Below are 26,651 nucleotides of genomic sequence, written 5' to 3'. Positions count from 1 at the left end.
GGTGAGCGTTCATGTCGTCATAGGATTCGGGCCCGCCGGGGCCGCCACCGCTCGGTTGCTGGCCGAGCAGGGCCATTCGGTGCGGGTCGTCACCAGGTCGGGCCGGAGCCGGGAGCCCGGTATCGAGCACGTCGCGCTGGACGCGGCGGACAGCGAGCGGCTGAGTGCGGCCGTGCGGGGCGCGGCCGCGATCTACAGCTGTGCCGCGCCGCCCTACCATCGTTGGGCGAGTGATTGGCCGCCGCTGGCCTCGTCGCTCAGCGCGGCGGCCGAGGACACCGGGGCCGTCCTGGTCATGCTGGGCAACCTCTACGGCTACGGGCCCGTGGACGGCACCATGACCGAAGAACTGCCGCTCGCGGCCACCGGGCCCAAGGGGCGGGTGCGTGCCGGCGTCTGGGAGCAGGCGCGGAAACTGCACGAGCAGGGTCGTATCAAGGCGGTCGAGGTGCGGGCCTCGGATTTCTTCGGGCCCGGTGCGACCGATGGCGGGCATCTGGCCGCGCGGGTCATGCCACGGCTGTTGCGCGGCAAGGCGGTCTCCACGCTCGGGGATCCGGACGCCCCGCACAGCTGGAGCTATCTCCCCGACGTGGCCGCGGCCCTGGTCGAGGTCGCCGGTGAGGAACGGGCCTGGGGGCGGGCGTGGCACGTCCCGACGGAGCCCGCGCTGTCCGTCCGGGAGATGGTCGGCCGCCTTGCCGATCAGGCGGGCACGGGTCCGGTCGCGGTGCGCGGGCTGTCACCGGCGGTGCTGGGTCTCGCGTCGGTGTTCTCGCCGCTGATCCGCGAACTCAAGGAGATCCGCTATCAGTTCGACCGACCGTTCGTCGTCGATTCGAGCGCTTACGAAGCCGCGTTCGCCGTGCGCGCCACGCCTGTCGCCGAACAGGTGAAGGCGACGGTGGACTGGTGGCGTGAGCGACTGGCCACCACCCGGTGACGTCCGGGGCGGGCGGTGAAGGTCTCCGTCACGGTTTCCGAGCCGCTTCGCCGCCCCTCCCCCGGTCCAGCAGGCGCGGGACGCCGGCCGCACCCAGTTTGTCGGGGTTGCGCACGGCGTACATCCCCTGGATCAGGTCGTCCTCGATCTCGAAGATCAGTACGTGATCGAGCCGGTCGTCCAGGCTGAGCAGCAACGCGGGCAGGGCGTTGCAACTCGCGAACTCGGCCCGGGCCCCGGCCGCGCTCGTCCTGGCGACCCCGGCGACGAACCGTGCGACTTTCTCGCGTCCCATCACCGGACGGCGGGCGGCGCTGACCCGGCCCCCGCCGTCGGAGACGTGGACGACGCCCGGCGCCATCAGGCTCATCAGGGCCGCGACGTCGCCCGTGCCGGCCGCGCTCAGGAAGCGGCCGACGACCTCCCTCGCCGCGCGGTCGTCGTGGTGGAAGCGCTTGCGCCTCGACCGCACGTGCTCGCGTGCGCGGTGCGCGATCTGACGTGCCGCGGCCTCGGTCCTGCCGACCATGTCGGCCACCTCACGGTGCGAGTAGCCGAACACCTCGCGGAGTACGAACACCGCGCGCTCGTCCGGGCTCAGGGTCTCCAGCACCAGCAGCATCGCCATGGACACGGACTCCGCGAGCACGGCGTCCTCGCTCACGTCCGGTTCGGTGCGGACCGGTTCGGGGAGCCAGGGCCCCACGTAGTCCTCCCGCCGGCGCCGTGTCGTGCGCAGATGGTTCAGCGCCTGCCTGGTGACCGTACGCGCCAGATACGCGCGCGGGTGCTCGACATGCTCCTGGTCCACACCGTGCCACCGGAGATAGCTGTCCTGTACGACGTCCTCGGCGTCCGCCGCGCTGCCGAGGATCTCGTAGGCGATCGTGAACAACAGCGGCCGGCACTCCGCGAATTCCCGCCCCTCGTTCAACGCCCACCCCGCATGCCGATCGCCGCCCTCCCACGCGTACGTACCTGACCCACCATGAGACATCGCACAGCCTGGATCCGTAGCGCCGACGCCGGTGACATGCGCCACAGGGCGGGTTGACGACATTCCGTCGTCCGCGAGGCCGGGAGAAAAGCGCCTGGCAGTCCGGGGCGAGGCGCGCTACGCTCCTCGGCGATGAACACTCACTTCTCTTCCGAAATGGGGGTCCCGTCCGCGCAAGGTGAGTGCTGATGCTCACTCGGATCGCGAACGGGGATTCCCGTCTTTCCCTCTGGCTGCGCGTGCGCGAGTTCGCCGTGCCGCCCTCCATGATCGAAACTGCCACCGTCCGGCGTCGTGCCGGGGACTGGGCAGGCGCGTGCGCCGCCGCGAACGTCGATGTCGATATCGATCCGCGTTCCGTGGCACGCGCTCACGGCCAGGAACTCGCGGCCCGGGTCCGGGCCGATCTCCGGCACCTGGCCCCGGACCTACTGCGCTGGCACCTGCCGAGGATCGCTCCCGACGGGCTGCTGCGCCCCGGTCTGACCATCGCGCTGGCCAGGTACGGCACCACTGCGGGATGTAACGGCGCCGGCCCGGTGTACCTGGTCGTCCGGACGCCGCCTGCCTGGGCGGACGCCGGACAGCGTGTCAGCCTCGCGCTGTGGGACGGGTCCCGGTCCCATACGGATGCCGTCGCCCGCCGCCATCCGCATCCCCGTCCTGACCGTCGGTTCCGTCTCGACCTTCACCGTCACCTGTGGGACGCGCGCAGGGCCGGTGAACTGCGGGTCCGGGCCGGGGCCGATCGTACGCCCGGCCACGGCTCCACCGGGTTCGACCCGGACGTATGGGCATTGGTGCCGTCCGGACAGCGCTGTGCCCTGGACCGGTGGGCTGCCGAAGCGGCGATTCTGCTGCGTGGCGAAGGGCGGCCCAGCCGTACGTTCTCCGTGCGGTTGGGGTCCGGGTCCGGGCGTCGGCCGGTCCTGGAGCTGGTGACGGACGGGGGCTCGGACGGTTCCTCGGCGCCCACGGTGCGGATCGCGCCGCCCATGGGCGGCGGTGACTCCGCGCCACCGCTCCTGCCCGACGCGGCCACGTGGGAGCTGCCCGACCTCGAACTGCTCCACGCCGGTGCGATCGAGGCCGACCGGTTGCATCCGCTGGTCGCTGCCGCGCTGGCACCGGATCGTCCGCCGTCCGGGGCGTCGAAGGCTCCGGAACGGGAACGGGAACGGGCAGGGCACCCGCGCTTCGTGGACTGCCGGGGAGCCCGGCACCGGATCGGCCTGGTCGACGGGGTGCTCGCCCCGCTGGACCACGACCCGGCCGAGATCCGCCGGGAGGAACTGCTCGTCGCGCTGACCGGCACGCCCCTCCCCTGCCTCCAGGCCATCGACGACGCACACCGTCACCCGGACTGCCTCACCGGCGTCCGCGAACGGCTGGACCACGGCGACACCGCCGGGGCCCTGGCCGTCGTCGAAGACCTGCTCGGCCCCGACGCGCTGCTGCGCGGCGGTGCGTTGCGGGACGAGCTGGAGGCTGCCGCGGCGCGGCGGGTCGTCCGTGGGCTGTTCAGGGCGGACCTCGTCGATCCCGGACCCGGGCGCGTCCGCCCGGGCCCGCACCGCCCTCGCGACCATCGCTCTCACCCGCGCCACGCGACGTCCCGCTGAGCCGGGGACGGTTCCCCCGCCGGCTCCGCTCGCAGCGGACCCGCCACGACTCCATGACTTCATAGACCCATAGGTGATCACCCATGCCCGGATACCCCCCTTCCCCCATCCACACCTCCCAACTCCACGTCGCCGGCGAGCTGCTGGCGCTGCTGCGCGACGCGACCACCGAGCCGCGCCCCGACATCCAGCTGGAGGCCCTGACCCTGGCCGTCGCCGCCGACCTGCCGGTACTCCTGTGGGGCGAGCCGGGGATCGGCAAGACCGCCGCCCTGACACAGCTCGCCGAGGCCCTGGACCTGCCGCTGACCACGGTGATCGCGAGTGTGCACGAGCCGTCCGACTTCTCCGGGCTGCCCATCGTCGGGGACGATCCCGCCGAGCACGGCGTCCCCATGGCCCCGCCGGACTGGGCGGTGCGGCTGGTACGCGCCGGCCGGGGGCTGCTGTTCCTGGACGAGCTGTCCACCGCGCCGCCTGCCGTGCAGGCCGCCCTCCTCCGTCTCGTGCTCGAGCGGCGGATCGGTTCCCTGCGGCTGCCGCCCGGGGTACGGATCGTGGCCGCCGCCAACCCTCGTTCCTCAGCGGCCGACGGCTGGGAGTTGAGCCCGCCACTGGCCAACCGGTTCGTACACCTTCAGTGGACCCACGACCACGAGGTCGTGGTGCGCGGCCTCGGCGGGACGTGGCCCCGGGCGACCCTGCCGCGGCTGGACCCCGAGCGACTGCCGGAGGCCGTCGACTTCGCCCGCCGTGCGGTCTGCGGGCTCCTCGCCGCCCGCCCCACGCTCGTCCACCGGCTGCCCGGCGGCGAGGCCCGCCGGGGCGGTCCCTGGCCGTCGCCCCGCAGCTGGGAGATGACCCTGTGTCTGATCGCCTTCGCGACCGCGGCGGGCTCCTCCCGGGACGTGCTGTCCCTGCTGGTCAGGGGCACGGTGGGGGACGGCCCGGGGCTGGAGTTGCTGGCGAGCCTGGACCGGATGGACCTTCCGGACCCCGAGGCGCTGCTCGCGGACCCGGCCGCCGCCGTTCTGCCCGAGCGCGGGGATCTGCGCCAGGCCGTGCTGGACGGGGTGGTGGAGGCGGTCCGCAGGCACCCGGACAAGTCCCGCTGGGACGCGGCGTGGACGCTGCTGGTACGGGCGGTGGAGAGCGGAGCCCCGGATCTGGTGGTCGTCCCGGCGACCACCCTCGCCTCGCTGCGCCGGCCGGACTGGGACGTTCCGGCGTCGATCGAGCGGCTCGCCGGCGCGGTGTCGCTCTCCCGGCGAGCGGACCGAGCGGCGGCCCGGGTCGCTGCGAAGGCCGGCCGATGAGGCCGTTGATGCCGGTGACACCGGTAACGCCGATCGCACCGGACGCGCCGGGGGCGCTGGACTTCGGCAAGCTCTTCGCCGCCCGGCTGCACGCCGCCCGCGTCCGGCCGTATCTGGCGACGGCGCTGTTCGCCCTGCACACCGTGGAGTCGCGGCGGGTGCCGACGATGGCCGTCGACCGGCACTGGCGGTGCTACGTCTCGCCGGTGTTCGTGGCCCGGACGCCGGTGGAAGAACTGGCCGGCGTATGGGTGCACGAGGTGTCGCACCTGCTGCGCGACCATCACGGGCGCAGCGACCGGGTCGCGCGGGAGCGCGGGCTCGTCGGCCCGGGCGAACGGCTGCGGATGAACATCGCCGCGGACTGCGAGATCAACGACGATGTGTACGGTGACGGGCTGGCCCGGCCCGAGGGCGCCGTCGATCCGAGGTCCCTGGGGCTGCCCGAAGGGGAGCTCATGGAGGACTACTTGCGTCTGTTCCGGCTCGGGCCGCGGACCCAGGGCCTGGTGTGGCTGGACTGCGGCAGTGGTGCCGACGGGCTGGAACGGGAGTGGGAACTGGGGCCGGAGGGCGCGCACGGGCTCAGTGAGCAGGAGCGGGACGCGGTCCGGTTCCGGGTGGCGCAGGGCATCACGGGCCGGCCCGGGGACGCTCCGAAGGGCTGGCGACGGTGGGCGGACGAGGCGTTCCACCCGCCGCAGCCGTGGCGGGAGTTGCTGGGTGCGGCGGTCCGTTCGGCGGTATCCGGCGCCGGTGCCGGTGAGGACTACACGTACGGCCGGCCGTCGCGGCGGTCGGCCGGGGTGCCTGGTGCGCTGTTGCCCAGCCTCCGGCACAGGCCGCCCAGGGTCTCCGTGGTCGTCGACACCTCCGCGTCGGTCAGCGACGCGGAACTGGGCAGCGCGCTGCTGGAGGTCGCGGCGATCTCCCGGGCGGTCGGGGGCCGCCGTGACCTGATCACCGTGGTGTCGTGCGACGCGGCGGCCCGGGCCGTGCATCCGCTGTGCCGTGCCGAGGGCATCCCCCTGATCGGCGGTGGGGGTACGGATCTGCGCACGGGCTTCGCCACGGCGCTCCGGGCCCGGCCCCGGCCGGATGTCGTCGTGATCCTGACCGACGGGCAGACGGCCTGGCCGGACACGCGGCCGCCGTGCCGGACGGTGGTGGGGCTCTTCCCCCGGCAGTGGCCGGACCGGTCGTGGGACGAGGACGATCCCGGGTACGTACCGGACGTGCCTCCCGCGTGGGCGCGGGTGGTCGACATCGGGTCGGCTGCCGCCGCTCGGTGAGACGCGGACGCACTCTCAATGTGCACGGCGCGGCGGTTCCTTCGCCGAGGTCAACCCCCTCCAGCGGATCTGGTGTCACGCCAACGTCGCCGGTCGGCACGCGGTCGCGACGCCTGCGGTGGCCATGGAGACCTACGGCAAGGCTCTGCTGGGGGCAGAGGAGCGGATCACGCCGTTCGTATGACTCCACTCCGCTGGGTCCGTGCTGGATCCCTGTGTACGGCGCCCGCTCCCGCGAACCGGGGCGGGCGTCGTCGCCGCGTGGGCAGGGAAGGGTCTTTCGTTCCTCACGAACGCGCGACGTACAGGGCCATGACGACGAGCGCGAAGGCGAGGACCAGGGATCCGACGAGTGCGTTGCGCACGGAACGGCGTCTCCGGACGGTGCGCCCTCGGGGAGGGGAGCCGGAGGCCACGGCAACGCTTCCGTCCTTCCCCGGCGGCTGCCGCGTGGCGACGGCCGGGTAGGGCGCCGTGCGGGCCCTGAATACCGCGATCGTGGCACCGGTGCGCAAGGACTCCCCCGGGCGGTGGTACATGGCCCGCAGGACTCCACGAACCGGTGAGGTGATCAGGTACTCGACGCGGTCCGCGACCACCTCGAGCAGGGGGTCGTCGAGAGCGACCGCCTCGCCCGCCCTCTTGCGCCGGCGGACCACCGTCACATTCCGTAGGCCGTTCTGCCAGCCGGCGGGGACCGTGGGCATGAAGAGCGTGTCGTAGCCGGAGACGACGCCGAAGCGGGCCCTGACCGTTCTGGCCTTTCGCGACGGTCGTTCTCCGGCGTCGGGCGGGGCGGGTGAAGCGGCGTTGCGGGGCCCTGGTTCGACGGGCACCGGTGGTGGAGGAGCCACCACCTCCGTGGTCAGGGCCCTGGTCCGCGCGGCCTGTTCGGTGATCAGGTCGGTGACCGCGGGCGGGAGCCATATCGTGGTGGTACCGGCGTGCGCGGCGCAGTGGTCCAGGATCTCCCGGACGCCGGGCCGTTTGCCCGGGGCCTTGGCCAGTCCCGCCGCGACCAGTGGGGCGAGCTCGGGGGGAACGCCGATCAGATCGGGTTCGTCGTGGACGACACGGTAGACGACGGACGCGGTCGGGCCGTCACCGAACGGGCCGTGCCCGGTGGCGGCATAGGCCAGCACGGCGGAGAGGCAGAACACGTCGCTGGCCATCGTGGCCTCGCGGCCCTGGAGTTGCTCGGGGGACATGAAGGACGGCGTGCCGATCACTCCGGTCTGGGTGACGCGCGAGGTGGCGTCCAGCGCGCGGGCGATCCCGAAGTCGATGACGCGGGGGCCGTCGTCGGCGAGGATCACGTTCGCGGGCTTGAGGTCGCGGTGCACCACACCGCAGCCGTGGATGGCGCCCAGCCCCTCGGCCAGACCGGCGCCGAGCACGGCGACCGTGGCGGCGGGCAGCGGACCGCAGCGACCGACCGCGTACCGTAAGGACGGTCCCGGGATGTACGACGTGACCAGCCACGGCGGGTCGGCGTCGGTGTCCGCCTCCACCACTTGCGCGGTGTAGAAGCCGTTGACACGGCTGGCGGCGTCGACCTCCTGGGCGAACCGCCTGCGGAACACCGGGTCCTCGGCGAGCTCCGGCCGTACCAGCTTCACCGCGACCGTCCGGCCGCCGCGGGAACGCCCGAGGAAGACCTGCCCCATTCCCCCGCTGCCCAGGCGCGCCACCAGCCGGTACGATCCGACCACCCGTGGATCAGCGGACAGCAAAGGTCTCATCAAGCTCATCAGGTCGCGCCCCCGTTGCGACGACACTCAACCGCTTCTTCGATGCTGGCAACAAATTGTCCGCCTGTGAAGCATCACGACCCGATACAGGCCACCCAGGTCACGCTGGGATCGTCCGGTTCCGGTCGCGTGGGACGACCGGTCACAGCGTGGCGGCGCGCCCGCGCACCAGGAGGTTCTGGGTGCCCAGGCCGATCGCCAGATACGCGTACAGCGACGCGGTCCCCAGCAGCCCGGCCCCGGCGGCGTGGTCGATCCACAGGCCCAGCCCGAAGTGCGCGCCCACTGATGCCAGCCACAGCCCGGTGGTGGCCGCCGTTCCCTTGCGCAGCACCGCGCCCTCGGGGTCGCGCCAGACCCGCACGGTCCGCGCCCTGATCGCGCCGGAGCCCGCCGCGACGGCCAGGCTCACCACGAGGAGGGCCACGGGCAGCGCGGTCAGGGGATGGTCCTTGACGACCGAGGCGACACCGAAGGCGATGCCCGCGACGCCCAGTACGCCGAAGACCACCGGGGCGACCAGTGAACCGACACGCCGCACTGGACGCGTGCGCAACTGCCGTACCACCACCAGGCCGACGACCGCCACGGCCGCGACCAGCGCGGCATCACCCTGCGAATTCCGCATGCCGACTTCCCCGTGTCCCCATGTCCCCGTGAACGGCACGGCATTGCGCTCGTGCCACAGCCCCCCTGCCACTCCATTGTGCGTGACGTTCACTGGAGCATGATCAGCAGGCCCGGGGACGGGCAAGGCGCGCGACGCCGCGACGGGGACGGTGAGGGGGGCTCTACTTCTCGGCCGCCGGCCGGTAGGTGCACACGTGCACGCCCGTGCCGCTGGTGACCGTGGAGACCAGCTCCAGCGCGCGCAGCGCTCCGTCGCCAGGGAAGATCGTCTTTCCGCCGCCGAGGAGCACCGGCATGATCATGAGCCGGAGTTCGTCGACCAGGTTCTCCCGGAGGAGGGTCCGGACGAGGGTGGGGCTGCCCATGACGAGCAGGTCGCCACCTTCGGCCGCGCGGAGTTCGCGGATGCGGGTGAGCACCTGGTCGCCGGGGATACGGGTGGTGTTGTGCCAGGCGAGCTGGTCGTCGCGCAGGGTGTGGCTGACGACGTGCTTGGGGATGGCGTTCATCCGGTCGGCGAACGGGTCGCCCGCGCGCTCCGGCCAGGCGGCCGCCATCGTCTGCCACGTACGGCGGCCGAACAGCAGCGCCTCCGCCTTCGTCAGGGCGTCCGCGAAGGCGCCGCCCACCGTCTCCGGGTCGAAGAACGGATGCGACCAGCCGCCGTGGGCGAACCCGCCGTCGGTGTCCTCCTCGGGCCCGCCCGGTGCCTGCACGACGCCGTCCAGGCTGATGAACTCGCTCACCACGATGCGCACGACTCGCTCCTCGTCCTCGATCCACACGGGCCGCGGCAGCCGCCGCACGCCTCTTGAGAGATCGTCGCATCGACCACTGACAATGCCCCTGCGCGACGGACTGCGGTGGGGGACGAGCCGTCAGGAGAGGTTCTTCTCCAGCGCGGCGAGGTAATTGCGCATGAGGTGGTCCCGGATCCCGTCGCTCGCGGGTGCGAACGCGTCGGCCGTCAGGCCCTTGGCCCGGTCGGTGAGGCCTCCGAGCAACGACATCGACTCATGGATCTTTCCTCCGGAGTCGATGTACCGCAGGGTGTCGACATGGGTGAAAGCCGGTTCCGGTGGCAGCTGCGGCACGATGTCGTTGTTGTTCACGAAGCGGTACAGGCGCTGTTTGAAGCCCTTGTTGCAGGCCGCCGCCAGGAGACGGTCACAGGTCCGGGGCTGACCGAAGGTGACGACACCGTCCGCCAGCAGACGGGGGTCCTCCAGATACAGCCGCGCTCCGGCGAGCATCGCCAGAGCACCGCCCAGGCTGTGCCCGGTGAACCACAGGGTCTGCCCGTTGCTCCGGAGCTCCTCCAGCGTCTTCTTCACCGACGGGAAGACGGAATCCAGCGCCTGGGCGAACCCGTAGTGGACGTACCCGGTCTTCGCGGGCCCCGGCCAGGGCGGAGTGCCGGCGTCCGAGAGCCAGTCGCGGATCTGGGCCGGCTCCGTACCCCGGAACGCCGTGATGATCATCTGATCGCTGGCCATGGTGAACGCCTGGGTGTCCTCCAGCGGGAACGGAGGAGTGAACCGCGTCTTGTGGTGCCGCACTTGATCGAAGCCCCATTGCCGGGCCAGTCCCTCGATCGTGGCCTCGTCCTTGTAGGACAGATCGGACGCCCGGGCGAGCCAGTAGGCGTGAGCAAGGCTGTAGGACCGGGCACGGTGGTCGATCGTGGCGGGTACGGGCACGGTGGAGTCCTCTCTTCCGCGCGGTGAGAGCGGTGAAGGCGGTGAAGGCGGACGGACGCACACACTCGTAGCCACAAGGCATCCGATCCAAAGGGCACGTGCGCCACCTTCACTCGAAATGCTGCATCTACGGACGTTCTCAGCGTGGCCGGGGCCCGGCAACCTGCCGGGTGGTTCCGGTGACCGTTTCCGGCCTCGGCATAGGCTCGGCCCATGCCGATCGAGAACGACTCACCGAGCGCCGCCAAGCAGTGGCAGGAGTGCACCGACGTCCACGACTTCCTGGAACAGGTCCGTCTGCGGCCCGGTATGTGGCTGCCCGGTGGGTCCCTCCGGACACTCCAGTCGATGCTCGTCGGGTACCGGGTCGCTCTCGGCGTGCACGCCGTCGACGAGCCCTTCGACTTCTGGCACGGCGGGAAGTTCAGTCAGTGGCTCGACGGGCGCATCGGCGTCGGCGCTCTCGGCTGGGCGGCCGCCGTCGAGCGCGAGACCCCCGCCGGCTCGACACCGGTCGAGGAGTTCTTCCGGCTGCTGGACGAGTACCGGCGCGCGGCACCGCCCGCGCCGGGCGACGGACCGCAGGAGCCCGCCGCGGCCACGGCGCCGGCCGGTCCGCCCGGCGGGATCGCGTTCATGGCGAACACGTTCGTCACGCTGTTCTGGCGTCGGCGACTGCTCGACGAGGCCACGGCGGGGCTCGAACGGGACGGCTACCGGATCGTACGACTGACGGCGGGCGACTGGTCCACCGAGAAGGACATGCACTGCGGCACCGCGGACGCTCTGGGCTTTCCCGACTACTACGGCCACAACCTCGACGCACTCGACGACTGTCTCGGTGACGTGGCCTGCCTCGGCCCGTACGACGGCTCACCGGAGGGCGCCGGGCTGGTGCTCGTCCTCACCGACTACGACCGGTTCGCCGCCGCTTGTCCCGACGTCGCCCACGCCGTTCTGGATCTGATCGCCGGTCAGGCCCGCCGCGCGTCCGTGCTCCGGCGCCGGGTGGTCTGCCTGGTGCACAGCAATGACCCCGGCATTCGCTTCGATCCCGTCGGGGCGATGCCGGTCCTCTGGAACGACAAGGAATGGCTCGACGCCGCTCGCCGATGAGACCGGGGACGGCCCGCGTCGTCACTCGGCGACAGCGTTGGGTGTCCGGCCCTGCTCGGTCCGGAGGAGGCGCTCGGCCTGCATGCGGGCCACCGACAGGAGGGCCTGCGAACTGTCCCGGTTCCTGTCCGCTTCCTGGTAGGTGAGGCCGGCGACGGCCGTGCCCACACGTACCGTCAGCGTGATGCTCGGCCCGGCGTAGGGGGCTCTCGGGTGGGCGAAGGCCGCGCTCTCGTCGCCGACGCGGGGCATGGAGAGCGCGCTGCCCTGGTGCGACCGGGAGGTGGTCAGGTTCCGGTAGGCGGTCTCCGACGTCCGGCGGTCGGAGTAGGCGGTCAGGGCGATGTCGACGACGCCGGCATCGCCCTGGGGCCGGTACTGCGCCATGCCCCGGCTCCTGTGGAGCGTGCAGTTCTCCTGCTGTTCGCCGTCCGTCCGGCATCGCTCCGCCTCCGGTACGTCCCGGACGGTGAGCGGCACCAGCCCGGCACGCCAGCCCGTCGGCATGCTCTGGAGGTCGGGCAGCGCGCGCCGCAGGGCCTGGGCGTCGAGGACCGTGTCCGGAGCGGCGGGGGCTTCGCTCCCCGCGGGCTTCGCGGTTCCCGCGGCGGCGGGACGGTCCGCGTCGCGCGCGTCCGTCCCGCCGCCGCAACCGGCCGTGGCCCCCAGCATCAACGCGGCGGCAAGGGCCTGGGCCCGGCCGCCGTTTCGTGTCCCCCACCGCACGGCGCGCACGTCTTTCCTCCAGTTCTCCCACTACGAAAGGATCATCCTCTCAGGGGGGCGGGGGATGTGATCGTTCAGGCCGTGGGGCCCGGGAGGTCCACGGTGTCGAGGGACGCGCGGGGGTGGGGGATCACGGCCTCCGCGCCCTGGCGCAGGGAGACGGTGCGCTCCGGAGCGGGGACGCGGATGCCCTCGGCACGGTAGCGCCTGTGGAGGCGCTTGATGAACTCATGTTTGATGCGGTACTTGTCGCTGAATTCGCCGACGCCGAGGATCACCGTGAAGCCGATCCGGGAGTCGCCGAAGGTGTGGAAGCGGACGGCCGGCTCATGGTCGGGGACGGCGCCGGGCACCTCCTTCATCACGTGCTCGGCGACCTCGATGGTGATCTTCTCGACGTGCTCGAGGTCGCTCTCGTAGCCGACGCCCACCTGGACGGTGACGGACAGCTTCTGCTCGGGGCGGGTGAAGTTGGTCATGTTGGTGCCGGCGAGCTTGGCGTTCGGGATGATGACCCGGTTGTTGTTGAGCTGCTCCACCACCGTGTTGCGCCAGTTGACGTCGACGACATAGCCCTCCTCACCGCTGCTGAGCCGGATGTAGTCACCGGGCTGGACGGTCTTGGAGACGAGGATGTGCACGCCCGCGAACAGGTTCGCCAGGGTGTCCTTCAGCGCGAGGGCGATCGCGAGACCGCCCACGCCGAGGGCGGTGAGCAGCGGGGCTATGGATATGCCGAGGGTCTGGAGGACGACGAGGAAGCCCATCGCCATCACCACGATCCGCGTGATGTTGACGAATATGGTGGCCGATCCGGCCACGCCGGACCTGGACTGCGCCACGGACCGCACCAGGCCGCCGACCACGCGGGCGGCGGTGAGGGTCGCGGCCACGACGATGGACGTCGTCAGGGTCTCGTTGACGATGTGTCCGACCGGACGGTTCAGCGGAAGGGCCGCGGCCGCCGCGGCCAGGCCGCCCGCCACCGCGGACCACGGGGCGATCGTGCGCAGGATGTCGACGATGATGTCGTCGCCCTCCCACTTGGTCCGCAGGGCCCGCTCGGCGAGCCAGCGCAGGACCACCCGCAGGACGAGGGCCGCGGCGAGGCCGACGGCCACCCAGATTCCCGCGACGATGGCGTCGTGCAAAGTCAGCGTCCGGTTCATCGACGTCCTCCCTCGGCTCCGGAGAGCGGAGCGACGGCGTCCCACGCCACTGCCGGAGATGGAGATCCGGAGTAACGATTCATCAAGTTGTACCTGCCTGTCCCGAAATCACGGTCGCGCCGGGTCCGGAGACGGCCCGGCGCGATCATTCATCCTGCACCACGGGGGTACCGGCCCCGCACGCCCGGGTGGGGTAAACGGAAGATCGTTTGCCGTCGGCCGGGGTCAGTTGACGACCGTGTCCACCAGCAGCATCACGGCCACCGCGAGGGCGAAGAAGCCCACGACGCCGCCGCAGCCCCTGGCGAGCACGGGGCGCACCAGCCCGCCCGGGCGGCCCTGCGCCGTACGGCACGCGGAGAGGCGGGCCAGCAGTGCCGCCGGAACGACGAGCGCCGTAACGGCCAGCCACCACCACACGTAGGTCTCGGGCGCGCCGACGGCCCCGGCGCCCGCCCACGCCGCCACAGCCGTCGCGCCCACGGCCGCGCCCGCCACCACGGCGGCTCCGGCGGGCGTCCACCACCAGGCGTCGCCGCCCCTCCCCCGGGTGCCCACCCGGTGCGCCAGGGCGGCGGCGGGCATGACGAGCAGCGGGGCGAGGATCGCGGAGAGGACCGCCAGGATGCCCAGCCAGAGCGGCAGGAAGAGAACGGGGAGCGCGGGGCTGCCGGCGTCGGGGGCGAGATGCGTGATGCCCCACAGGAACAGGACGGTCGCCACGAGCGATATCTCCACGACCAGCCCCGCCCACGAGGCGGCGACCGCCGACCACGTCCATACGCTACGACCTGCTGTTCTCGGGTGCACGCACCCATGATGCGCGGCCCGTTCGGGCACCCGGGCGCCGGGGCGCCCACAGCGGTCGGTCGTCAGGTCAGCGCGGCCACCGTGACCGCGGCCAGCGCCGCCACCGCCGCCCCCAGCGCGGCGGCGGGCCCGGGGCCGAGGTGCAGGGCGGCGCCGCACAGGGCTCCCGTGAACATCGCGGCGAGGGAGGCGAGACGGCGTACCGTGGGCGCGCCGAACGGGTCGTCGGCGAGGCCGGTGATCGTGAAGGTGAGCACGGTGGTCTTCAGGTCGGGCACGGCGATCCTGCGGACGACAGCGTTCTGCATCCCCATGCCACAGGCGAGGAGTGCGATGAGCGCTGCCTGTACGCCGCCACCGCGGTGACCGGTCGTGAGGACCACGGCGAGCGCCGCCGCGACGAGGGTGGTGTGGGCGGCGGTGACGGAGACGAACAGCCGTCCGTGGGAGGCGATCCGGCCGGCCACACGCCCGGTCACCCATGCCCCCGCGATGAAGGAGCCGACGGCCAGCAGGGAGTGGCGGGCCGACAGATCGGTGGCACCGGCCAGGGCGAAGCCGAGGAAGACGACGTTTCCCGTCATATTGGCGACGAAGACATGGCCCAGTCCGAGGAAGCTCACGGCGTCGACTATTCCGCTGACGACCGTCAGCAGGACGAGGAGGGCGGGCAGGGCGCCGTACCGGTTGGTGCCGTCCGGGAAGAGCCGCTCGGCGGCCCGGTGCAGCATCTTCGTCATACGGTGTCCTCGGCCGGAGCCCGGTGCGGTGCGGTGCACACACGGCGGAGGCGCGCGCTCCGCTCGCGCCGAGCACGATAGCGGAGCCGGGCCGGGGATCCCGGTTCATCTCCGGCGGCGCGATCGGGCCGTCACGGAAGCCGTCGCGGAAGCCGTCACAGAATGCGCTTGATCTCGCCCCGGACCCGGTAGAACCCGCCGGACGCGGGCGACAGCGCCTCGACGACGTAGCGAGCGCCCGGCAAGCGTACGGCTCGCGGGAACTGGACGTTCCACGTGGGGTCGTAGCCATCGGAGACCACGTGGACGCGCAGCCGTCCGCCCTGCTGGACGCATTCGACGACGATGCCGCCGACGGGCACCGCCGACACGGTCCGGACCGTGGTGGCGGGCGCGTACGTCGGCAGGGCGGCGGCCGACTTGATGTCGAGCGGCGTAGGCACGGTACCGGACTGGGCGGCCGCGATGGCAGCCTCGCTCGCGTCGACGCACACCAAGGAGCCGTCGGTGGTGACCATGTACAGCTTCTCGTCGAGGTACTGCATGGACAGGGCCGAGCCGCTGCCCGTGCCGAGCTTCCACAGTCGTGTGCCGTCCGCGGCGAAGCAGTAGACGGAGGAGGACGAGTCGCCCGCGAAGACGTAGCGGCCGCCCGGGGCGGTCGCGCAGGAGTAGACGGCCGAGTCGCAGGCGTACGTGGCCTCTATGGCGCCGTCGGACTTGGCCAGGCGCTGGACGACGGTGCGGTTGGTGCCCGCGTAGACGGCGTGGTCCTCCTGCCAGCCGAAGAGCACCGCGCCCGTGGTGCGGGTGTGCCACAGCTCGCCGCCGCCGTCCTGGGCGTAGGCCGTGACGCCGGCGCTGTGGCCGTGGTAGACGGCACGCGCGTCGCGGCGGACCATCCAGGCGTGGGAGCCGGTGCTCCTGCGCGACCACTGGTGCTCGTCCTCGTGGTCGATGACCGTCAGCCCGCCGTCGCGGTCGGCGACGTTGAGGATGCCCTCGTGGATGTCGAGCCAGAAGATGTCGACGTCGGAGGCGATCTGGTAGGCGGCGAAGGGCAGCTTGGCCGAGAGGTCGTAGACGGTGCCGTCGTCGCAGCCGGCGTAGATCCAGAAGTCGTCCGCGACGAGGCACTTGACGCCGTCGGGGAGCCGGTAGCGGGCGAGGACCTCGCCGTCGTGGCCGAGGGTGTAGACGTCGCCGTTCTGGTTGCCGACCCAGCAGCGGTCCTCGTCGATGTGGATGCCGAACGCCGGGGCGCCCGTGCGGAACCGCCACAGCACCGGCGCCACGGCCCGGGCGGTGGAGGGCGCGGAGGCGACCTGGCGTCGGGTCACCGCGCGGGCGGCGCGGCCGCCGGGCACGGCGGGGGCGTAGCCCTTGCGGACCTTCTCGCCGACCTTCTTCGCCGCGGCGGCCCGGGCCCGCTCGGCGCTGGGGAAGGTGGAGATCTGGATCTGGCCCGCGGCGCCGATGCGTCCGTAGCGGACCGTCACGCTCGTCGCGTCGACCGTCACCTCGTAGAACTTGTGCGCCCCGCCACCCGCCTGGGACAGCTCCAGGTAGGTGGTCGTCCTGGTTCCGGACATGGCTCGGCCCCTCTCCCCGCCGGTCACGGTGACCGGCTGTCAGCTGGGAGAAACGCTAGGGCCGACCACTGACAATCGGCCCTGGGCCGCGGGGCGGGCGGCTCCGGGCCGCCCCTCGACAGCGCTGTCGCCATTCCGGCGTCCGCGCGCGACGCGCGAGCCTCCGTGGACGCTTCAGACTCTCCTCCCCCACCGTCCCGTTACGGGTTCTCCCTCGATCGGGCGAAGACCACCCGATGGACTTCCAGGCTCCACTGAGCCCGCACTAGGGTTCGGGAACCCCACGGATTCCCGGCGATGACGCGGCAGCGCGTCGGAAAGGGGGAGGCACTGTGTCCGTATACAAGTACCGGTGCGATAAATGCGGTATCACCTGGGACGAGGTCTCCACGAAGCACCAGGCCGAACTGGAGCGCGACCAGCACCGCAGGGAAGCGCACGGGGGCGGGGCCCCCGACGGCGACAGGATCGAGGGCGCCGACCCGGGTTCATGGCCCTCCGCGAGCACGCTGATAGTGACGCTGGTCGCCGTCGTGCTGCTCCTGGCCTACAGCCGCCGCTAGGTCCCGCGCCCGCCCCACCGGAGGATGGGCCACGCCGCACAGCGCCCCTTATCGCCATATAAACGTCATACAGACTTAGGCTCTCGCCATGGTCAAGATGACGGGGCTCCTCAAGCGGCTGGCGCTCGGCCGGGCCATGCGCAGCGAGGAACTGCACGAGACACTGCTGCCCAAGCGGCTCGCCCTGCCCATCTTCGCCTCCGACCCGCTGTCCTCCGTGGCCTACGCCACCCAGGAGATCCTCCTCGTCCTCACCCTCGGCGGCATGGCGTATCTGCACTTCACGCCGTGGATCGCGGCCGCGGTGGTGGCGCTGATGGCGGTGGTGGTGCTCTCCTACCGCCAGGTGGTGTACGCCTATCCGAGCGGTGGCGGCTCCTACGAGGTGGTCTCGACGAACCTCGGTGACGCGGCCGGTCTGGTGGTCGCCGCGTCGCTGCTGGTCGACTATGTGATGACGGTCGCGGTGTCCGTCGCGTCCGGGGTCGACAACACCATCTCGGCGGTGCCGGAGCTGGCGGAGTACCGGGTGCTGATGGCGGTCGGGTTCGTCGCGCTGCTCACCGGGGTGAACCTGCGGGGGATGCGCGAGTCCGGGCAGGCCTTCGCCGCGCCCACGTACCTCTTCATCACCGCCGTGCTGATCATGGTGGTCACCGGGCTGTTCCGCTACACGGTGGGCCGTCCTCCGGTGTCCGAGAGCGCCGGGTTCGGAGTCACCGCCGACCCCCGGGACGCGGGGCTGGCGGGCTTCGCCCTGGTCATGCTGTGTCTGCGCGCCTTCTCCAGCGGCTGTACGGCCCTGACCGGCGTGGAGGCGATCTCCAACGGCGTACCGGCCTTCCGCAAGCCCAAGTCGAGGAACGCGGCCACCACGATGAGCGTCATGGGCATCATCGCGGTGGCCATGTTCGTGGGGGTGACCGCCCTCGCGCTGATCACCAAGGTGCACATCACCGACGACTCCTGCCGGCTCACCGGCCTGCCCGGCGGCTGCGGCTCGTACACACAGCGCACCGTGATCGCCCAGCTCGCCGCGGCCGTGTTCGGCGGGGAGAACAGCGCCGGTTTCTACGTCGTGCAGGCCGCCACCGCGCTGGTGCTGATCCTGGCCGCGAACACCGCCTTCAACGGCTTCCCGCTGCTGGCATCGATCCTGGCCCAGCACCGTTATCTGCCACGCCAGTTGCACAACCGGGGCGACCGGCTCGCGTTCTCCAACGGCATCATCGCGCTGGCCCTGGCCGCGGGGCTGCTGCTGTGGTTCTACCGCGCGGACGTCACCAGCCTGATCCACCTCTACATCCTGGGCGTCTTCACGTCCTTCACCCTCTCCCAGACCGGTATGGTCCGGCACTGGAACCGTGAACTGCGCACGGAGACCGACCCCGTGAGGCGCCGGCGCGGGCAGGTGGCCCGGGTCATCAACGCGTCCGGTGCCGTCGTCACCGGGCTCGTCCTCGTCATCGTGCTGGCCACCAAGTTCACCCAGGGCGCCTGGCTGGCCGTCGTCGCCGCGATCGTGCTGTGGGTGATGATGCGGGGAATCCGCCGCCACTACGACGCCGTCGCCGCCGAGCTCGCCGTCGCCGATCCGCGCGCCGAACTCGTCCACCCTTCCCGGGTGCTGGGCATCGTCCTGATCTCCACCCTCCACAAGCCGACCCTGCGCGCCCTCGCCTACGCCCGCGCCTCCAAACCGGACCATCTGGAGGCCCTGACCGTCGCGGTGGACCGGGACGAGACGAAGTCCCTCGAACGGCAGTGGGAGGAGCTCGACACCGACGTACCGCTGAAGGTGATCGCCTCCCCGTACCGCGAGATCACCCGGCCCGTCGTCGAGTACGTCCGCTCCGTGCGGCGCGAGAGCCCGCGCGACGTGGTCGGGGTGTTCATCCCCGAGTACGTCGTGGGGCACTGGTGGGAGCACCTGCTGCACAACCAGTCCGCGCTCTGGCTCAAGAGCCGGCTGTTGTTCACCCCCGGCGTCATGGTCACCAGCGTGCCCTGGCAGCTCACCTCGGCCGGTCACGCCGACCACCCCGCCCGCCGCGCTCCCGGCGCCACCCGCCGCGGCGAGCCCGCCCCCGCGCACCAGCACCACCGGAGCGGCGCCTCCACAGGCACCTGACCCTCAACCTCCTTCCAGGTCAGGGGCATTGTCACGGCACGAGCACCGACTTAGCCATGCCTGAGCAGTCGGCGGGTGGCGGGCACACCACGACGGAAGGGGCGGCGGCATGAGCGAGCCGGACGACCACGGACAGCGCATGGCGGCCGACGAGGACCACCAGGGCATCGTGCTGCGGCTGGCCTTCGGCCGGATGGCGGCCCAGACCATGGGCGCGGCGACCCGGCTGGGGGTCTTCGACCTCATCGGCGCCGGCGAACGCACGGCCGACTCCCTCGCCGGGGCCCTCGGCACCCGGCCCCGGGCCATGTACCGGCTGCTGCGCGCGCTGGCGGCCCTGGGGCTGCTCGCCGAGAGGACGCCGGGCATCTTCACGACGACACCGGCGGGCGACCTGCTGCGGTCCGGCACCCCCGGCTCCCTTCTCTCCGTGGCCCGGATGTTCACCGAACCCACGCTGCTGCGCGGCTGGGACCTCCTGGAGGAGAGCGTACGGACGGAACAGCCCTCCTTCGACACCGTCTTCGGCACGGACTTCTTCGGGCACCTCAAGAAGCACCCGGAGCTCTCGGCCGAGTTCAACGCCGCGATGAGCCAGGCCACCCGGACGGCCGCCGACGCCATCCCCCACCACTACGACTTCGGCCGGTTCGGCACCGTCGTGGACGTGGGCGGCGGTGACGGGACCCTCCTCGCCGCCGTCCTGCGCGCCCACCCCGGGCCGCGCGGCGTCGTCCACGACAGCGCAGAGGGCCTCGCGCAGGCCGCCGACCGCTTCGCCCGCGACGGTCTCACCGACCGCGTCACCCTGGAGGCCGGCGACTTCTTCGCCTCGGTCCCGGCGGGCGGCGACCTCTACCTGCTCAAGAGCGTCATCCACGACTGGGACGACGAGCGGTGCGCGACCATCCTGCGCCACATCCGCGCGGTCATCCCCGACGACGGCGCCCTGCTGCTGGTCGAGCCGGTCCTGCCGGCCACCGTGCCCGGGGACGGCTCCCCCCTGCCGTATCTCACCGACCTCAACATGATGGTGAACGTCGGCGGACGCGAGCGCACCGCGGACGACTTCTCCGCGCTGTGCGGCGCGGCCGGTTTCGCCCTCCGCGCCATCACTCCGCTCCCCCGCCCGATCAGGTACCAGCTCATCGAGGCCACACCCGTCTGACCCGGGCCGGGGCGCGGGGGGCGCGGGGCGCGGGGGTGCGGAGGCGCGACCGCGGGAACGAGCACACCGACGCGGGCGGAATCGTCTACACCCCGGTAGACAGTCACCGCGTTTGTCGGCATGCTTGACATCTGCCGGGGCGCCGCGGTCGGCCGTGCCCGTACGTCCTCCTGAAAGGGCCCGTGCCGTTGTCCCCCTCCTCGCTCGTGACGGCCTCACCGCTGGCCGTCAACGTCCTCGACGCCCAGTCGCTCCTCACCGCCTTCGGAGTGCTCGGGGTCGGCATCGTGCTGTTCGCCGAGACGGGACTGCTGATCGGGTTCTTCCTGCCCGGTGACTCCCTGCTGTTCACGGCGGGCCTGCTGTGCACGGGAGCCTCGGGCACGGGCGTGCGGCTGTCGCTGGTGCCGCTGCTGATCTCGGCCGCCGTGGGCGCGCTCGCCGGGTCGCAGTGCGGCTATCTGCTGGGCCGGAAGGCGGGCGGCGCCCTGCTCGCCCGCAGCCGCTCGGCGCGCCTGCGTGAGGGGGCGGCGCGGGCGGAGGACCTCCTCCAGCGCTACGGGTACGCGAAGGCCATCGTGCTGGCCCGTTTCGTGCCCGTGGTGCGCACGGTGCTCAACCCCATGGCGGGCGCCCTGCGGGTGCCCGCGCGCACCTTCGCCGTGTGGCAGGTGGCCGGCGGCCTGGTGTGGACGACGGGGCTGACGCTGGGCGGCTACGCGCTCGGTTCGTCCATCCCGAACGTCGACCGCTATCTCCTCCCGGCCATCGCCGTGATCGTCGGAGTGTCGCTCGTGCCGGTCGCGGCCGAGCTGTACCGGTCCCGCCGGACGGCGGCGCGGCGGCGGAACGAGGCGGAGAGCCGGTAACGCGTTCAGAGTGTGCGTTCCACGCTCCACAGCGGGAGGCGCGCGAAGAAGGTCACGGCCTCCTCGCGCCAGTGGGCGCTCCATGAGGCGGCCTCGGCGGAGGCTTCCTCGGCGTAGCGGCGCATGTCCGCGCGGAGCTTCTCCTCGACGCCCCGGTGCCGGGCGATCTCGCGGACGCGGTCGACGGTCGCGGCCGTGCCGTGGGGGTCGCCCAGCGCGGATTCGACGACGGCTCGTTCGTCGTCGACGGCGGCGGCCAGGACGGCGCGGAGGGCGTAGCTGCGGCGGCCGGAGCGGAGGTCGGAGCCCGAGGGCTTGCCGACGACGCGCTCGTCGCCGAACAGGTCGAGGTAGTCGTCGCGCATCTGCTCGTAGATGCCCACCAGCGTGGCGTAGCGGCGCAGCCGTCCGTCGTGGTGGGCGGGGTCCTCGCCCGCGGCCAGGAGGCCCAGTCGCAGGGGCGCGAGGATGGAGTAGCGGGTGGTCTTGTAGTCGGTGACGGTGTGGAGGAGTTCCTCGCTGGGGAGTGCCTCGAAGTCCCGTTCCAGGTCGATGATCTGGCCGGTGACCGTGTCCGCAGCCGCGTCCGACTGCACCCGCAGCATGGCCAGGCGCGGCTCAGCGGGGATGCCGGCGTCCATGAGGACGCGCAGGGACAGGAAGGCGGCGAGGTCGCCGGCCAGGACGGCGAGGCCCAGCGCGGTCTGTTCGTGCTGCGGGAACTCCTCGCGGTAGGCGTAGTACGTCGACGGGCCGCCGCGGCGGACGGGGGCGTCGTCGATGATGTCGTCGTGGATCAGCCCATGGGTCTGGAGCAGTTCGACGCTGAGGGCGGCCTCGTCGAGGCCGGGCACGTCGTCGGTGGTGACGAGCCGGGCGGCCTCGTACAGGAGGGCGACGCGCAGGCGTTTCCCGCCGCGCAGGGAGAGGTCGCGCAGGAGTTCCAGGCAGCGGGGGGTGAAGCGGCTCAGCGCCGGTGTGCCGAGGTCGTCCGCCAGCGAGTCGAAGTATGTCTCGAACCGGGCGTTGAACCTGTGCCGGTGTGCGGAGACGCGTTCGAGGGCGGTGGCCGTGGCGGTGTCGTTCATGAACGACATTGTCCGCGAGTGCGGGGCATGCCCCGCACTCGTCCGGCGACCGCCGGGCCCGGCGGGGGCGGTCAGTAGGCGGAGGCGGGGGCGTACGGCCCGTAGGCGTTGTCGTGCGGCTTGCTGTCACTGGCCAGGAACACCAGCAGGACGATGGTTCCGACGAACGGGATCAGGCTGAGCAGCAGCCACCAGCCGGTGCGGTCGGTGTCGTGCAGCCTGCGGACGCTGACGGCGAGGGCGGGCAGGAGCACGGCGAGGCTGTAGAGGAGCCCGAGGACGGGGCTCGTGCCGAGCGCGGAGTCGACGATGGACAGCACGATGCCGATGATGAAGTTGATCAGGGTGAACATCCAGAACTCCGGGCGGCGCGCCCGCCCGCTGAACGTCGCGTATCGCTTGAGCACGTCCACGTACCAGTGCACTGTGTCCCCCTGGAAGCGCGACGGGCACGGTCCTCGTCGACCGGGCACTCATGCCGAACGTAGGGGGCCCCGGGGGGTTGGTCAATGGCACCACCGGACCGGCGGCACGCCGTCGCACGCTCCGGCGCGTGCTCACCGCTGGCGCTCGCCCGAGGCGAAGCGGGAGACGATCAGGGCGACGATGATGATGACACCGTTGAGGAACTGGTTCCACAACGGGGGGACGCCCGCGAGGGTCATGACATTGCCGACGAGCTGAAGGGTGAGCACGCCGGTCAGGGCGCCGGACAGGGTGCCCTTGCCGCCGTCGAGGCTCACTCCGCCGATGACGGTGGCGGCGAAGACCTGAAAGATCCAGCCGCTGCCCTGGTTCGCGGACACCGAGCCGTAGTGGCCGGTGCAGAGGACGCCGGCGAAGGCGGCGAGCAGGCCGGCCAGGACGAGGACGACGCCGGTGACGCGGTCCACGCGGATGCCGGCGGTGCGCGCGGCCTCGGCGTTGCCGCCGATGGCGTACAGGGCCCGGCCGTGCCGGAGCCGGCCGAGGGCGCAGCCGCCGGCGAGGTAGAGCAGGCCGGTGATCCAGACGGCGGCGGGGACATCGAGCCACGCGGTGCGGCCGAGGTAGGTGAAGGAGGCGGGCAGGTCGACGATGGACCGGCCTCGGGACAGGGCGATCTGGAGGCCGCGCAGCATGGTGAGCGCGCCGAGGGTGACGATGAAGCCGTTGAGCCGCAGCCCCAGGATCAGGGCGGCGTTCAGCGCGCCGATGAGCGCGCCCGCGAGCAGGCACAGGGGCACGGCGAACGCTCCGGGCAGCAGGCCGAGCCCGCTGAAGCGGCCGCCGTCGGCGGGCAGGACCAGCCACAGGGCCACGACCGGGGCGGCGCCGATGGTGGACTCCAGGGAGAGGTCCATGCGCCCGGCGATCAGGACGAGTGCCTGGGCCAGGACCAGCAGCCCGAGTTCGGTCGACTGCTGGGCGACGCCGATGAGGTTGTCGTAGGTCAGGAAGGCGGGCGAGGCGATGAAGCCGGCCAGCCCGGCGATCAGCAGTACCGGCACCAGGGACAGCCGCCGCAGCCGCCCGGAGCCGGTCGTGCGGCGGCCCGGGGGCCGTATCGCGCCGGTCGGGGCGGTCTTCCCCGCCCCCGGCTGGACGTCGGACGTCACGTCTCCTCCCCTTCCTTACTGCCGTTGATGCCCTCCATCGCGGCGACGAGCTGCTCGTCGCTCCAGCCGGTGGCGAAGGCGGCGGTGATCCGGCCCTCGCGCATGACCAGGACCCGGTCGCAGGCCCGCAGGTCGTCCGGTTCGTCGGAGACGATCAGGGCGGCGGCGCCGTCGGCCACGGCCCGCCGGATCCTGCCGTGCAGGAACTCCTTCGCGGTGACGTCGACGCCGTTGGCCGGCCGGATGGCCACCAGGACGTGGGGGCCGGTGGCGAGCGCCCGGGCGACGACGACCTTCTGCTGATTGCCGCCGGACAGGGCGGAGACGGGTGTGGTCGGCGCGGGCGTGCCGATGGCGAGGTCCTCGATGAGGCGGCCCGCGAGGGCCCGGACCCGGGCGGGGCGGATCGTTCCGAAGGGCCCGAGCCGGGCTCCGGCCGTGAGGGTGACGTTCTCGTCCACGCCCCGGCCGGGCACCAGGCCCTGGCGGTGCCGGTCCTCGGGCACCAGGCCGACACCGGCCGCCAGCGCACCCGGTACGTCGCCGCCGGGCAGGGCCCGTCCCGCCACCTCGACGCGTCCGGCGCGGAAGCGGTGGAGGCCCGCGACGGCCTCCCCGACCCGGACGTTGCCGCTGACGGCGGATCCGGCGAGGCCCACGGCCTCCCCGGCGCGCACGGTGAGGGACACCCCGTGGCAGGCGCCGGGCAGGGTCAGGCCCTCGACGGACAACAGCACCGGGGCGTTTCGCCGGGCCGGTGCAGGTGCGTGTCTCGCGGGCGCCCGTCCCTCCGGTGCCCCGGTCATGGCCGCTACCAGGGTGTCCCGGCCCAGCCCGGCCACCGGGGCGGTCAGCACGTGGCGGGCGTCCCGCAGGACGGTGACGCGGTCGCACAGGTCGTGGACCTCCCGCAGGTGGTGCGAGATGTACAGGAACGCCACGCCCTGCCCTCGCAGGTCCCGCAGCCGGGTGAAGAGGCGGTCCGCGCCCGGGGCGTCGAGCGCTGCGGTCGGCTCGTCCAGGACGACGAACCGGGTACCGAAGGACAGTGCGCGGGCGATCTCCACGAACTGCCGCTGGACGACGGTGAGTTCACCGGCCCGGGACGCCGGGTCGAGGTCCACGCCGTATGTTCCGAGGAGTTCCGCCGCCCGTCGGCGCAGGTATTTCCAGCGGATGGGGCGCAGGGCCGAGGTGCTCTGGCGGTTGAGGAAGAGGTTCTCGGCGACGGTGAGTTCGGGAAGGATGGTGGAGTGCTGGTGGACGCAGGCCACGCGGGAGCGCCAGGCACCGGTGTCGCCGAAGGCGGGAGCGGCCCGGCCGTCGAGTCTCAGGGTGCCCGCGTCGGGTTTCGCGAGGCCCGTGAGGAGCGAGACGAGCGTGGACTTGCCCGCGCCGTTGCGGCCGACCAGGGCGTGGGACTCCCCCGGCAGCACGGTGAGGTGCACGTCGCGCAGCGCGACGGTGGCCCCGTAGCGCTTGGAGACGCCGATCGCCTCGGCCACCGGTGCCCCGTCCGCCGCGGTGTCGCTGTTGCCCGGGCTCATCGGCCGACGCTGTTGCCCCACAGCGTTTTGTCGTCGACGTTGTCCGTGGTCACCAGGGGGGCGGGGAGCTGGTCCTCCAGGCCGTTGGGCAGGGCGACGATGGTCGAGCGGTGGTCGGTGGGGCCGGGGGCGAAGGTCTTCCCGGCGAGGGCGGCGCGGGCGTAGTACAGGGCGTATCGGGCGTACAGGTCGGCGGGCTGGGAGACGGTGGCGTCGATCCGCTTCTCGCGGATGGCGTCCAGTTCCTGGGGGATGCCGTCGTTGGAGACGATGGTGATGTGGCCGGGCTTTCCAGCGGGTCTCAGCAGGCCCTTCTGCTGGAGGAGTGCCAGGGTGGGCTGGAGGAAGACGCCGCCGGCCTGCATGTAGACGCCGTTGAGGTCGGGGTGCTGGGCGAGCAGGCCCTGGAGTTTGGCGGAGGCCACGTCGCCCTTCCAGTCGGTGGGCAGCTCGAAGACCCTGATGCCGGGGTGGTTCTTCCTCATGCAGGTGGCGAAGGCCTCGGAGCGGTCGCGCCCGTTGACGGAGTCCAGGGATCCCTGGAGTTCGGCGACCTTCCCCCTGCCGCCCAGCCGTTCGCCGAGGAAGTGGCAGGCGGCGGTGCCGTAGGCGCGGTTGTCGGCGCGTACGACCATGTAGACCGGCTCCTTGTCGGGCCGGGTGTCGACGCTGACGACGGGGATCTTCCGCGCGGCGAGGTCCTTGAGGGCGGCGGCGACGGCGCCGGTGTCCTGGGGTGCCATGACGACGGCCTTCGCGCCGGTGTCGCGGAACACCCGCACATTGGCGACCAGCCGGGTGACGTCGTTCTGGGAGTTGCTGACGGGCAGCAGATTCGCGCCCGCGCCCGCTGACTTGATGTAGGCGGCGTAGGAGTTCCAGAAGTCGGAATCGGAGCGCGGCAGGTCGACGCCGATGGGACTCCCGCCGGAGCCGCCTCCCGTCGCGGCGGTGCCGCCGCCGCGGCCGCACGAGACGGCCAGCCCCACGGCGGCGAGCGCCACCGCGACCGTACGCGTCCTGGTGAGCCTCATGTCGCCGACGCCCTCCCTCCGGCCGGGGCCCGCACCCCGGTGCGGGACCGGCCGATCGCCCGCGGCGGATCCGGGGACCGCGGTCCGGAAGTCTCGATGGTGGCGCCGGACGGGGCCGCGGGGGAGGTCTTTTGCAGCCGATGTGATCAGCCGTCCGCCGGGTGGATCCGGCCGGTTCGCCCGTGGCGGGACGCACCCGGCCCGTACCGCGGCAGCGGCGCGCCGGCCCGCGCCCGGGGGTGTCCGGGC

At 72.3% G+C, this 26,651-nt stretch carries 24 protein-coding genes; 9 read left to right on the top strand and 15 right to left on the bottom strand.

The features are described from left to right. Window position 1 precedes the first annotated feature (1 nt). On the top strand, window positions 2-943 hold the full coding sequence (locus AB0E98_RS26990; RefSeq protein ID WP_361707356.1) for an NAD-dependent epimerase/dehydratase family protein: 942 nt from the start codon (window positions 2-4) through the stop codon (window positions 941-943). Between the two features lie 28 nt (window positions 944-971). Here the strand turns inward: AB0E98_RS26990 and AB0E98_RS26985 are convergent, their stop codons facing one another. Beyond that, entirely contained in the window at window positions 972-1,877 is a 906-nt protein-coding gene (locus AB0E98_RS26985; RefSeq protein ID WP_361707353.1) for an RNA polymerase sigma-70 factor, read from the bottom strand. Window positions 1,878-2,128: 251 nt separating this feature from the next. On the opposite strand from AB0E98_RS26985, the gene AB0E98_RS26980 reads away from it, so the two are divergent. From AB0E98_RS26980 to AB0E98_RS26970, 3 genes are all read left to right on the top strand, one after another. Beyond that, window positions 2,129-3,562, top strand: a complete 1,434-nt coding sequence (locus AB0E98_RS26980; protein WP_361707350.1) for a hypothetical protein — start codon at window positions 2,129-2,131, stop codon at window positions 3,560-3,562. Window positions 3,563-3,645: 83 nt separating this feature from the next. After that, complete coding sequence (locus AB0E98_RS26975; protein ID WP_361707347.1) at window positions 3,646-4,878, top strand: MoxR family ATPase; 1,233 nt, start codon at window positions 3,646-3,648, stop codon at window positions 4,876-4,878. Window positions 4,879-4,886: 8 nt separating this feature from the next. Next, window positions 4,887-6,170: a VWA-like domain-containing protein gene (locus AB0E98_RS26970; RefSeq protein WP_361707344.1), complete on the top strand. Its 1,284-nt coding sequence runs from the start codon at window positions 4,887-4,889 to the stop codon at window positions 6,168-6,170. Window positions 6,171-6,457: 287 nt separating this feature from the next. On the opposite strand, the gene AB0E98_RS26965 is transcribed toward AB0E98_RS26970, so the two are convergent. From AB0E98_RS26965 to AB0E98_RS26950, 4 genes are all read right to left on the bottom strand, one after another. Beyond that, window positions 6,458-7,882 (bottom strand): protein kinase, encoded by a 1,425-nt coding sequence (locus AB0E98_RS26965; RefSeq protein WP_361707342.1) that lies wholly within the window; start codon window positions 7,880-7,882, stop codon window positions 6,458-6,460. Window positions 7,883-8,063: 181 nt separating this feature from the next. Then, window positions 8,064-8,549 carry a hypothetical protein gene (locus AB0E98_RS26960; RefSeq protein ID WP_361707340.1) on the bottom strand — a complete coding sequence of 162 codons (486 nt, stop codon included), beginning with the start codon at window positions 8,547-8,549 and terminating at the stop codon, window positions 8,064-8,066. A gap of 163 nt (window positions 8,550-8,712) precedes the next feature. Further along, complete coding sequence (locus AB0E98_RS26955) at window positions 8,713-9,309, bottom strand: dihydrofolate reductase family protein (protein ID WP_361707338.1); 597 nt, start codon at window positions 9,307-9,309, stop codon at window positions 8,713-8,715. Between the two features lie 120 nt (window positions 9,310-9,429). Further along, window positions 9,430-10,251 carry a lipase family protein gene (locus tag AB0E98_RS26950; protein WP_361707336.1) on the bottom strand — a complete coding sequence of 274 codons (822 nt, stop codon included), beginning with the start codon at window positions 10,249-10,251 and terminating at the stop codon, window positions 9,430-9,432. Window positions 10,252-10,464: 213 nt separating this feature from the next. On the opposite strand from AB0E98_RS26950, the gene AB0E98_RS26945 reads away from it, so the two are divergent. Beyond that, window positions 10,465-11,367 carry a barstar family protein gene (locus AB0E98_RS26945; RefSeq protein WP_361707333.1) on the top strand — a complete coding sequence of 301 codons (903 nt, stop codon included), beginning with the start codon at window positions 10,465-10,467 and terminating at the stop codon, window positions 11,365-11,367. Between the two features lie 21 nt (window positions 11,368-11,388). On the opposite strand, the gene AB0E98_RS26940 is transcribed toward AB0E98_RS26945, so the two are convergent. From AB0E98_RS26940 to AB0E98_RS26920, 5 genes are all read right to left on the bottom strand, one after another. After that, window positions 11,389-12,102, bottom strand: a complete 714-nt coding sequence (locus tag AB0E98_RS26940; RefSeq protein WP_361707331.1) for a hypothetical protein — start codon at window positions 12,100-12,102, stop codon at window positions 11,389-11,391. Between the two features lie 65 nt (window positions 12,103-12,167). Further along, on the bottom strand, window positions 12,168-13,262 hold the full coding sequence (locus tag AB0E98_RS26935) for a mechanosensitive ion channel family protein (RefSeq protein ID WP_361707328.1): 1,095 nt from the start codon (window positions 13,260-13,262) through the stop codon (window positions 12,168-12,170). A 225-nt stretch (window positions 13,263-13,487) separates the two neighbouring features. Further along, window positions 13,488-14,072, bottom strand: a complete 585-nt coding sequence (locus AB0E98_RS26930) for a hypothetical protein (protein ID WP_361707326.1) — start codon at window positions 14,070-14,072, stop codon at window positions 13,488-13,490. Window positions 14,073-14,134: 62 nt separating this feature from the next. Next, on the bottom strand, window positions 14,135-14,812 hold the full coding sequence (locus AB0E98_RS26925) for a YoaK family protein (protein ID WP_361707324.1): 678 nt from the start codon (window positions 14,810-14,812) through the stop codon (window positions 14,135-14,137). Between the two features lie 155 nt (window positions 14,813-14,967). Beyond that, a complete protein-coding gene (locus AB0E98_RS26920) occupies window positions 14,968-16,404 on the bottom strand; it encodes a WGR domain-containing protein (protein ID WP_361707321.1) in 1,437 nt (478 codons plus the stop codon). Window positions 16,405-16,736: 332 nt separating this feature from the next. Here AB0E98_RS26920 and AB0E98_RS26915 point away from each other — a divergent pair, with 332 nt between their 5' ends. The 4 genes from AB0E98_RS26915 to AB0E98_RS26900 all read left to right on the top strand — a co-directional run bounded on the left by AB0E98_RS26915 (window position 16,737) and on the right by AB0E98_RS26900 (window position 21,135). Next, on the top strand, window positions 16,737-16,967 hold the full coding sequence (locus AB0E98_RS26915; protein WP_311607765.1) for a hypothetical protein: 231 nt from the start codon (window positions 16,737-16,739) through the stop codon (window positions 16,965-16,967). A gap of 88 nt (window positions 16,968-17,055) precedes the next feature. Then, window positions 17,056-19,098 carry an APC family permease gene (locus tag AB0E98_RS26910; protein WP_361707319.1) on the top strand — a complete coding sequence of 681 codons (2,043 nt, stop codon included), beginning with the start codon at window positions 17,056-17,058 and terminating at the stop codon, window positions 19,096-19,098. Between the two features lie 109 nt (window positions 19,099-19,207). After that, window positions 19,208-20,266: a methyltransferase gene (locus tag AB0E98_RS26905; protein WP_361707317.1), complete on the top strand. Its 1,059-nt coding sequence runs from the start codon at window positions 19,208-19,210 to the stop codon at window positions 20,264-20,266. 188 nt (window positions 20,267-20,454) lie between these two features. Further along, a complete protein-coding gene (locus AB0E98_RS26900) occupies window positions 20,455-21,135 on the top strand; it encodes a DedA family protein (protein ID WP_361707650.1) in 681 nt (226 codons plus the stop codon). A 5-nt stretch (window positions 21,136-21,140) separates the two neighbouring features. On the opposite strand, the gene AB0E98_RS26895 is transcribed toward AB0E98_RS26900, so the two are convergent. The 5 genes from AB0E98_RS26895 to AB0E98_RS26875 all read right to left on the bottom strand — a co-directional run bounded on the left by AB0E98_RS26895 (window position 21,141) and on the right by AB0E98_RS26875 (window position 26,402). After that, on the bottom strand, window positions 21,141-22,223 hold the full coding sequence (locus AB0E98_RS26895) for a polyprenyl synthetase family protein (protein ID WP_361707314.1): 1,083 nt from the start codon (window positions 22,221-22,223) through the stop codon (window positions 21,141-21,143). Window positions 22,224-22,294: 71 nt separating this feature from the next. Then, window positions 22,295-22,648, bottom strand: coding sequence for a DUF805 domain-containing protein (locus AB0E98_RS26890; RefSeq protein WP_361707311.1), 354 nt, complete (start codon window positions 22,646-22,648; stop codon window positions 22,295-22,297). A gap of 132 nt (window positions 22,649-22,780) precedes the next feature. After that, entirely contained in the window at window positions 22,781-23,770 is a 990-nt protein-coding gene (locus tag AB0E98_RS26885) for an ABC transporter permease (protein WP_361707648.1), read from the bottom strand. A gap of 47 nt (window positions 23,771-23,817) precedes the next feature. Continuing rightward, window positions 23,818-25,368 carry a sugar ABC transporter ATP-binding protein gene (locus AB0E98_RS26880; RefSeq protein WP_361707308.1) on the bottom strand — a complete coding sequence of 517 codons (1,551 nt, stop codon included), beginning with the start codon at window positions 25,366-25,368 and terminating at the stop codon, window positions 23,818-23,820. After that, window positions 25,365-26,402 (bottom strand): sugar ABC transporter substrate-binding protein, encoded by a 1,038-nt coding sequence (locus AB0E98_RS26875; protein WP_361707305.1) that lies wholly within the window; start codon window positions 26,400-26,402, stop codon window positions 25,365-25,367. Before AB0E98_RS26875 ends, AB0E98_RS26880 begins: the two co-directional genes overlap by 4 nt. Window positions 26,403-26,651 lie beyond the last annotated feature (249 nt).

Origin of the sequence: Streptomyces sp. NPDC037389 (genome assembly GCF_040636475.1) — a bacterium.
GTDB lineage: Bacteria > Actinomycetota > Actinomycetes > Streptomycetales > Streptomycetaceae > Streptomyces > Streptomyces hesseae.
This window is presented reverse-complemented; position numbering and strand designations above follow the sequence as displayed.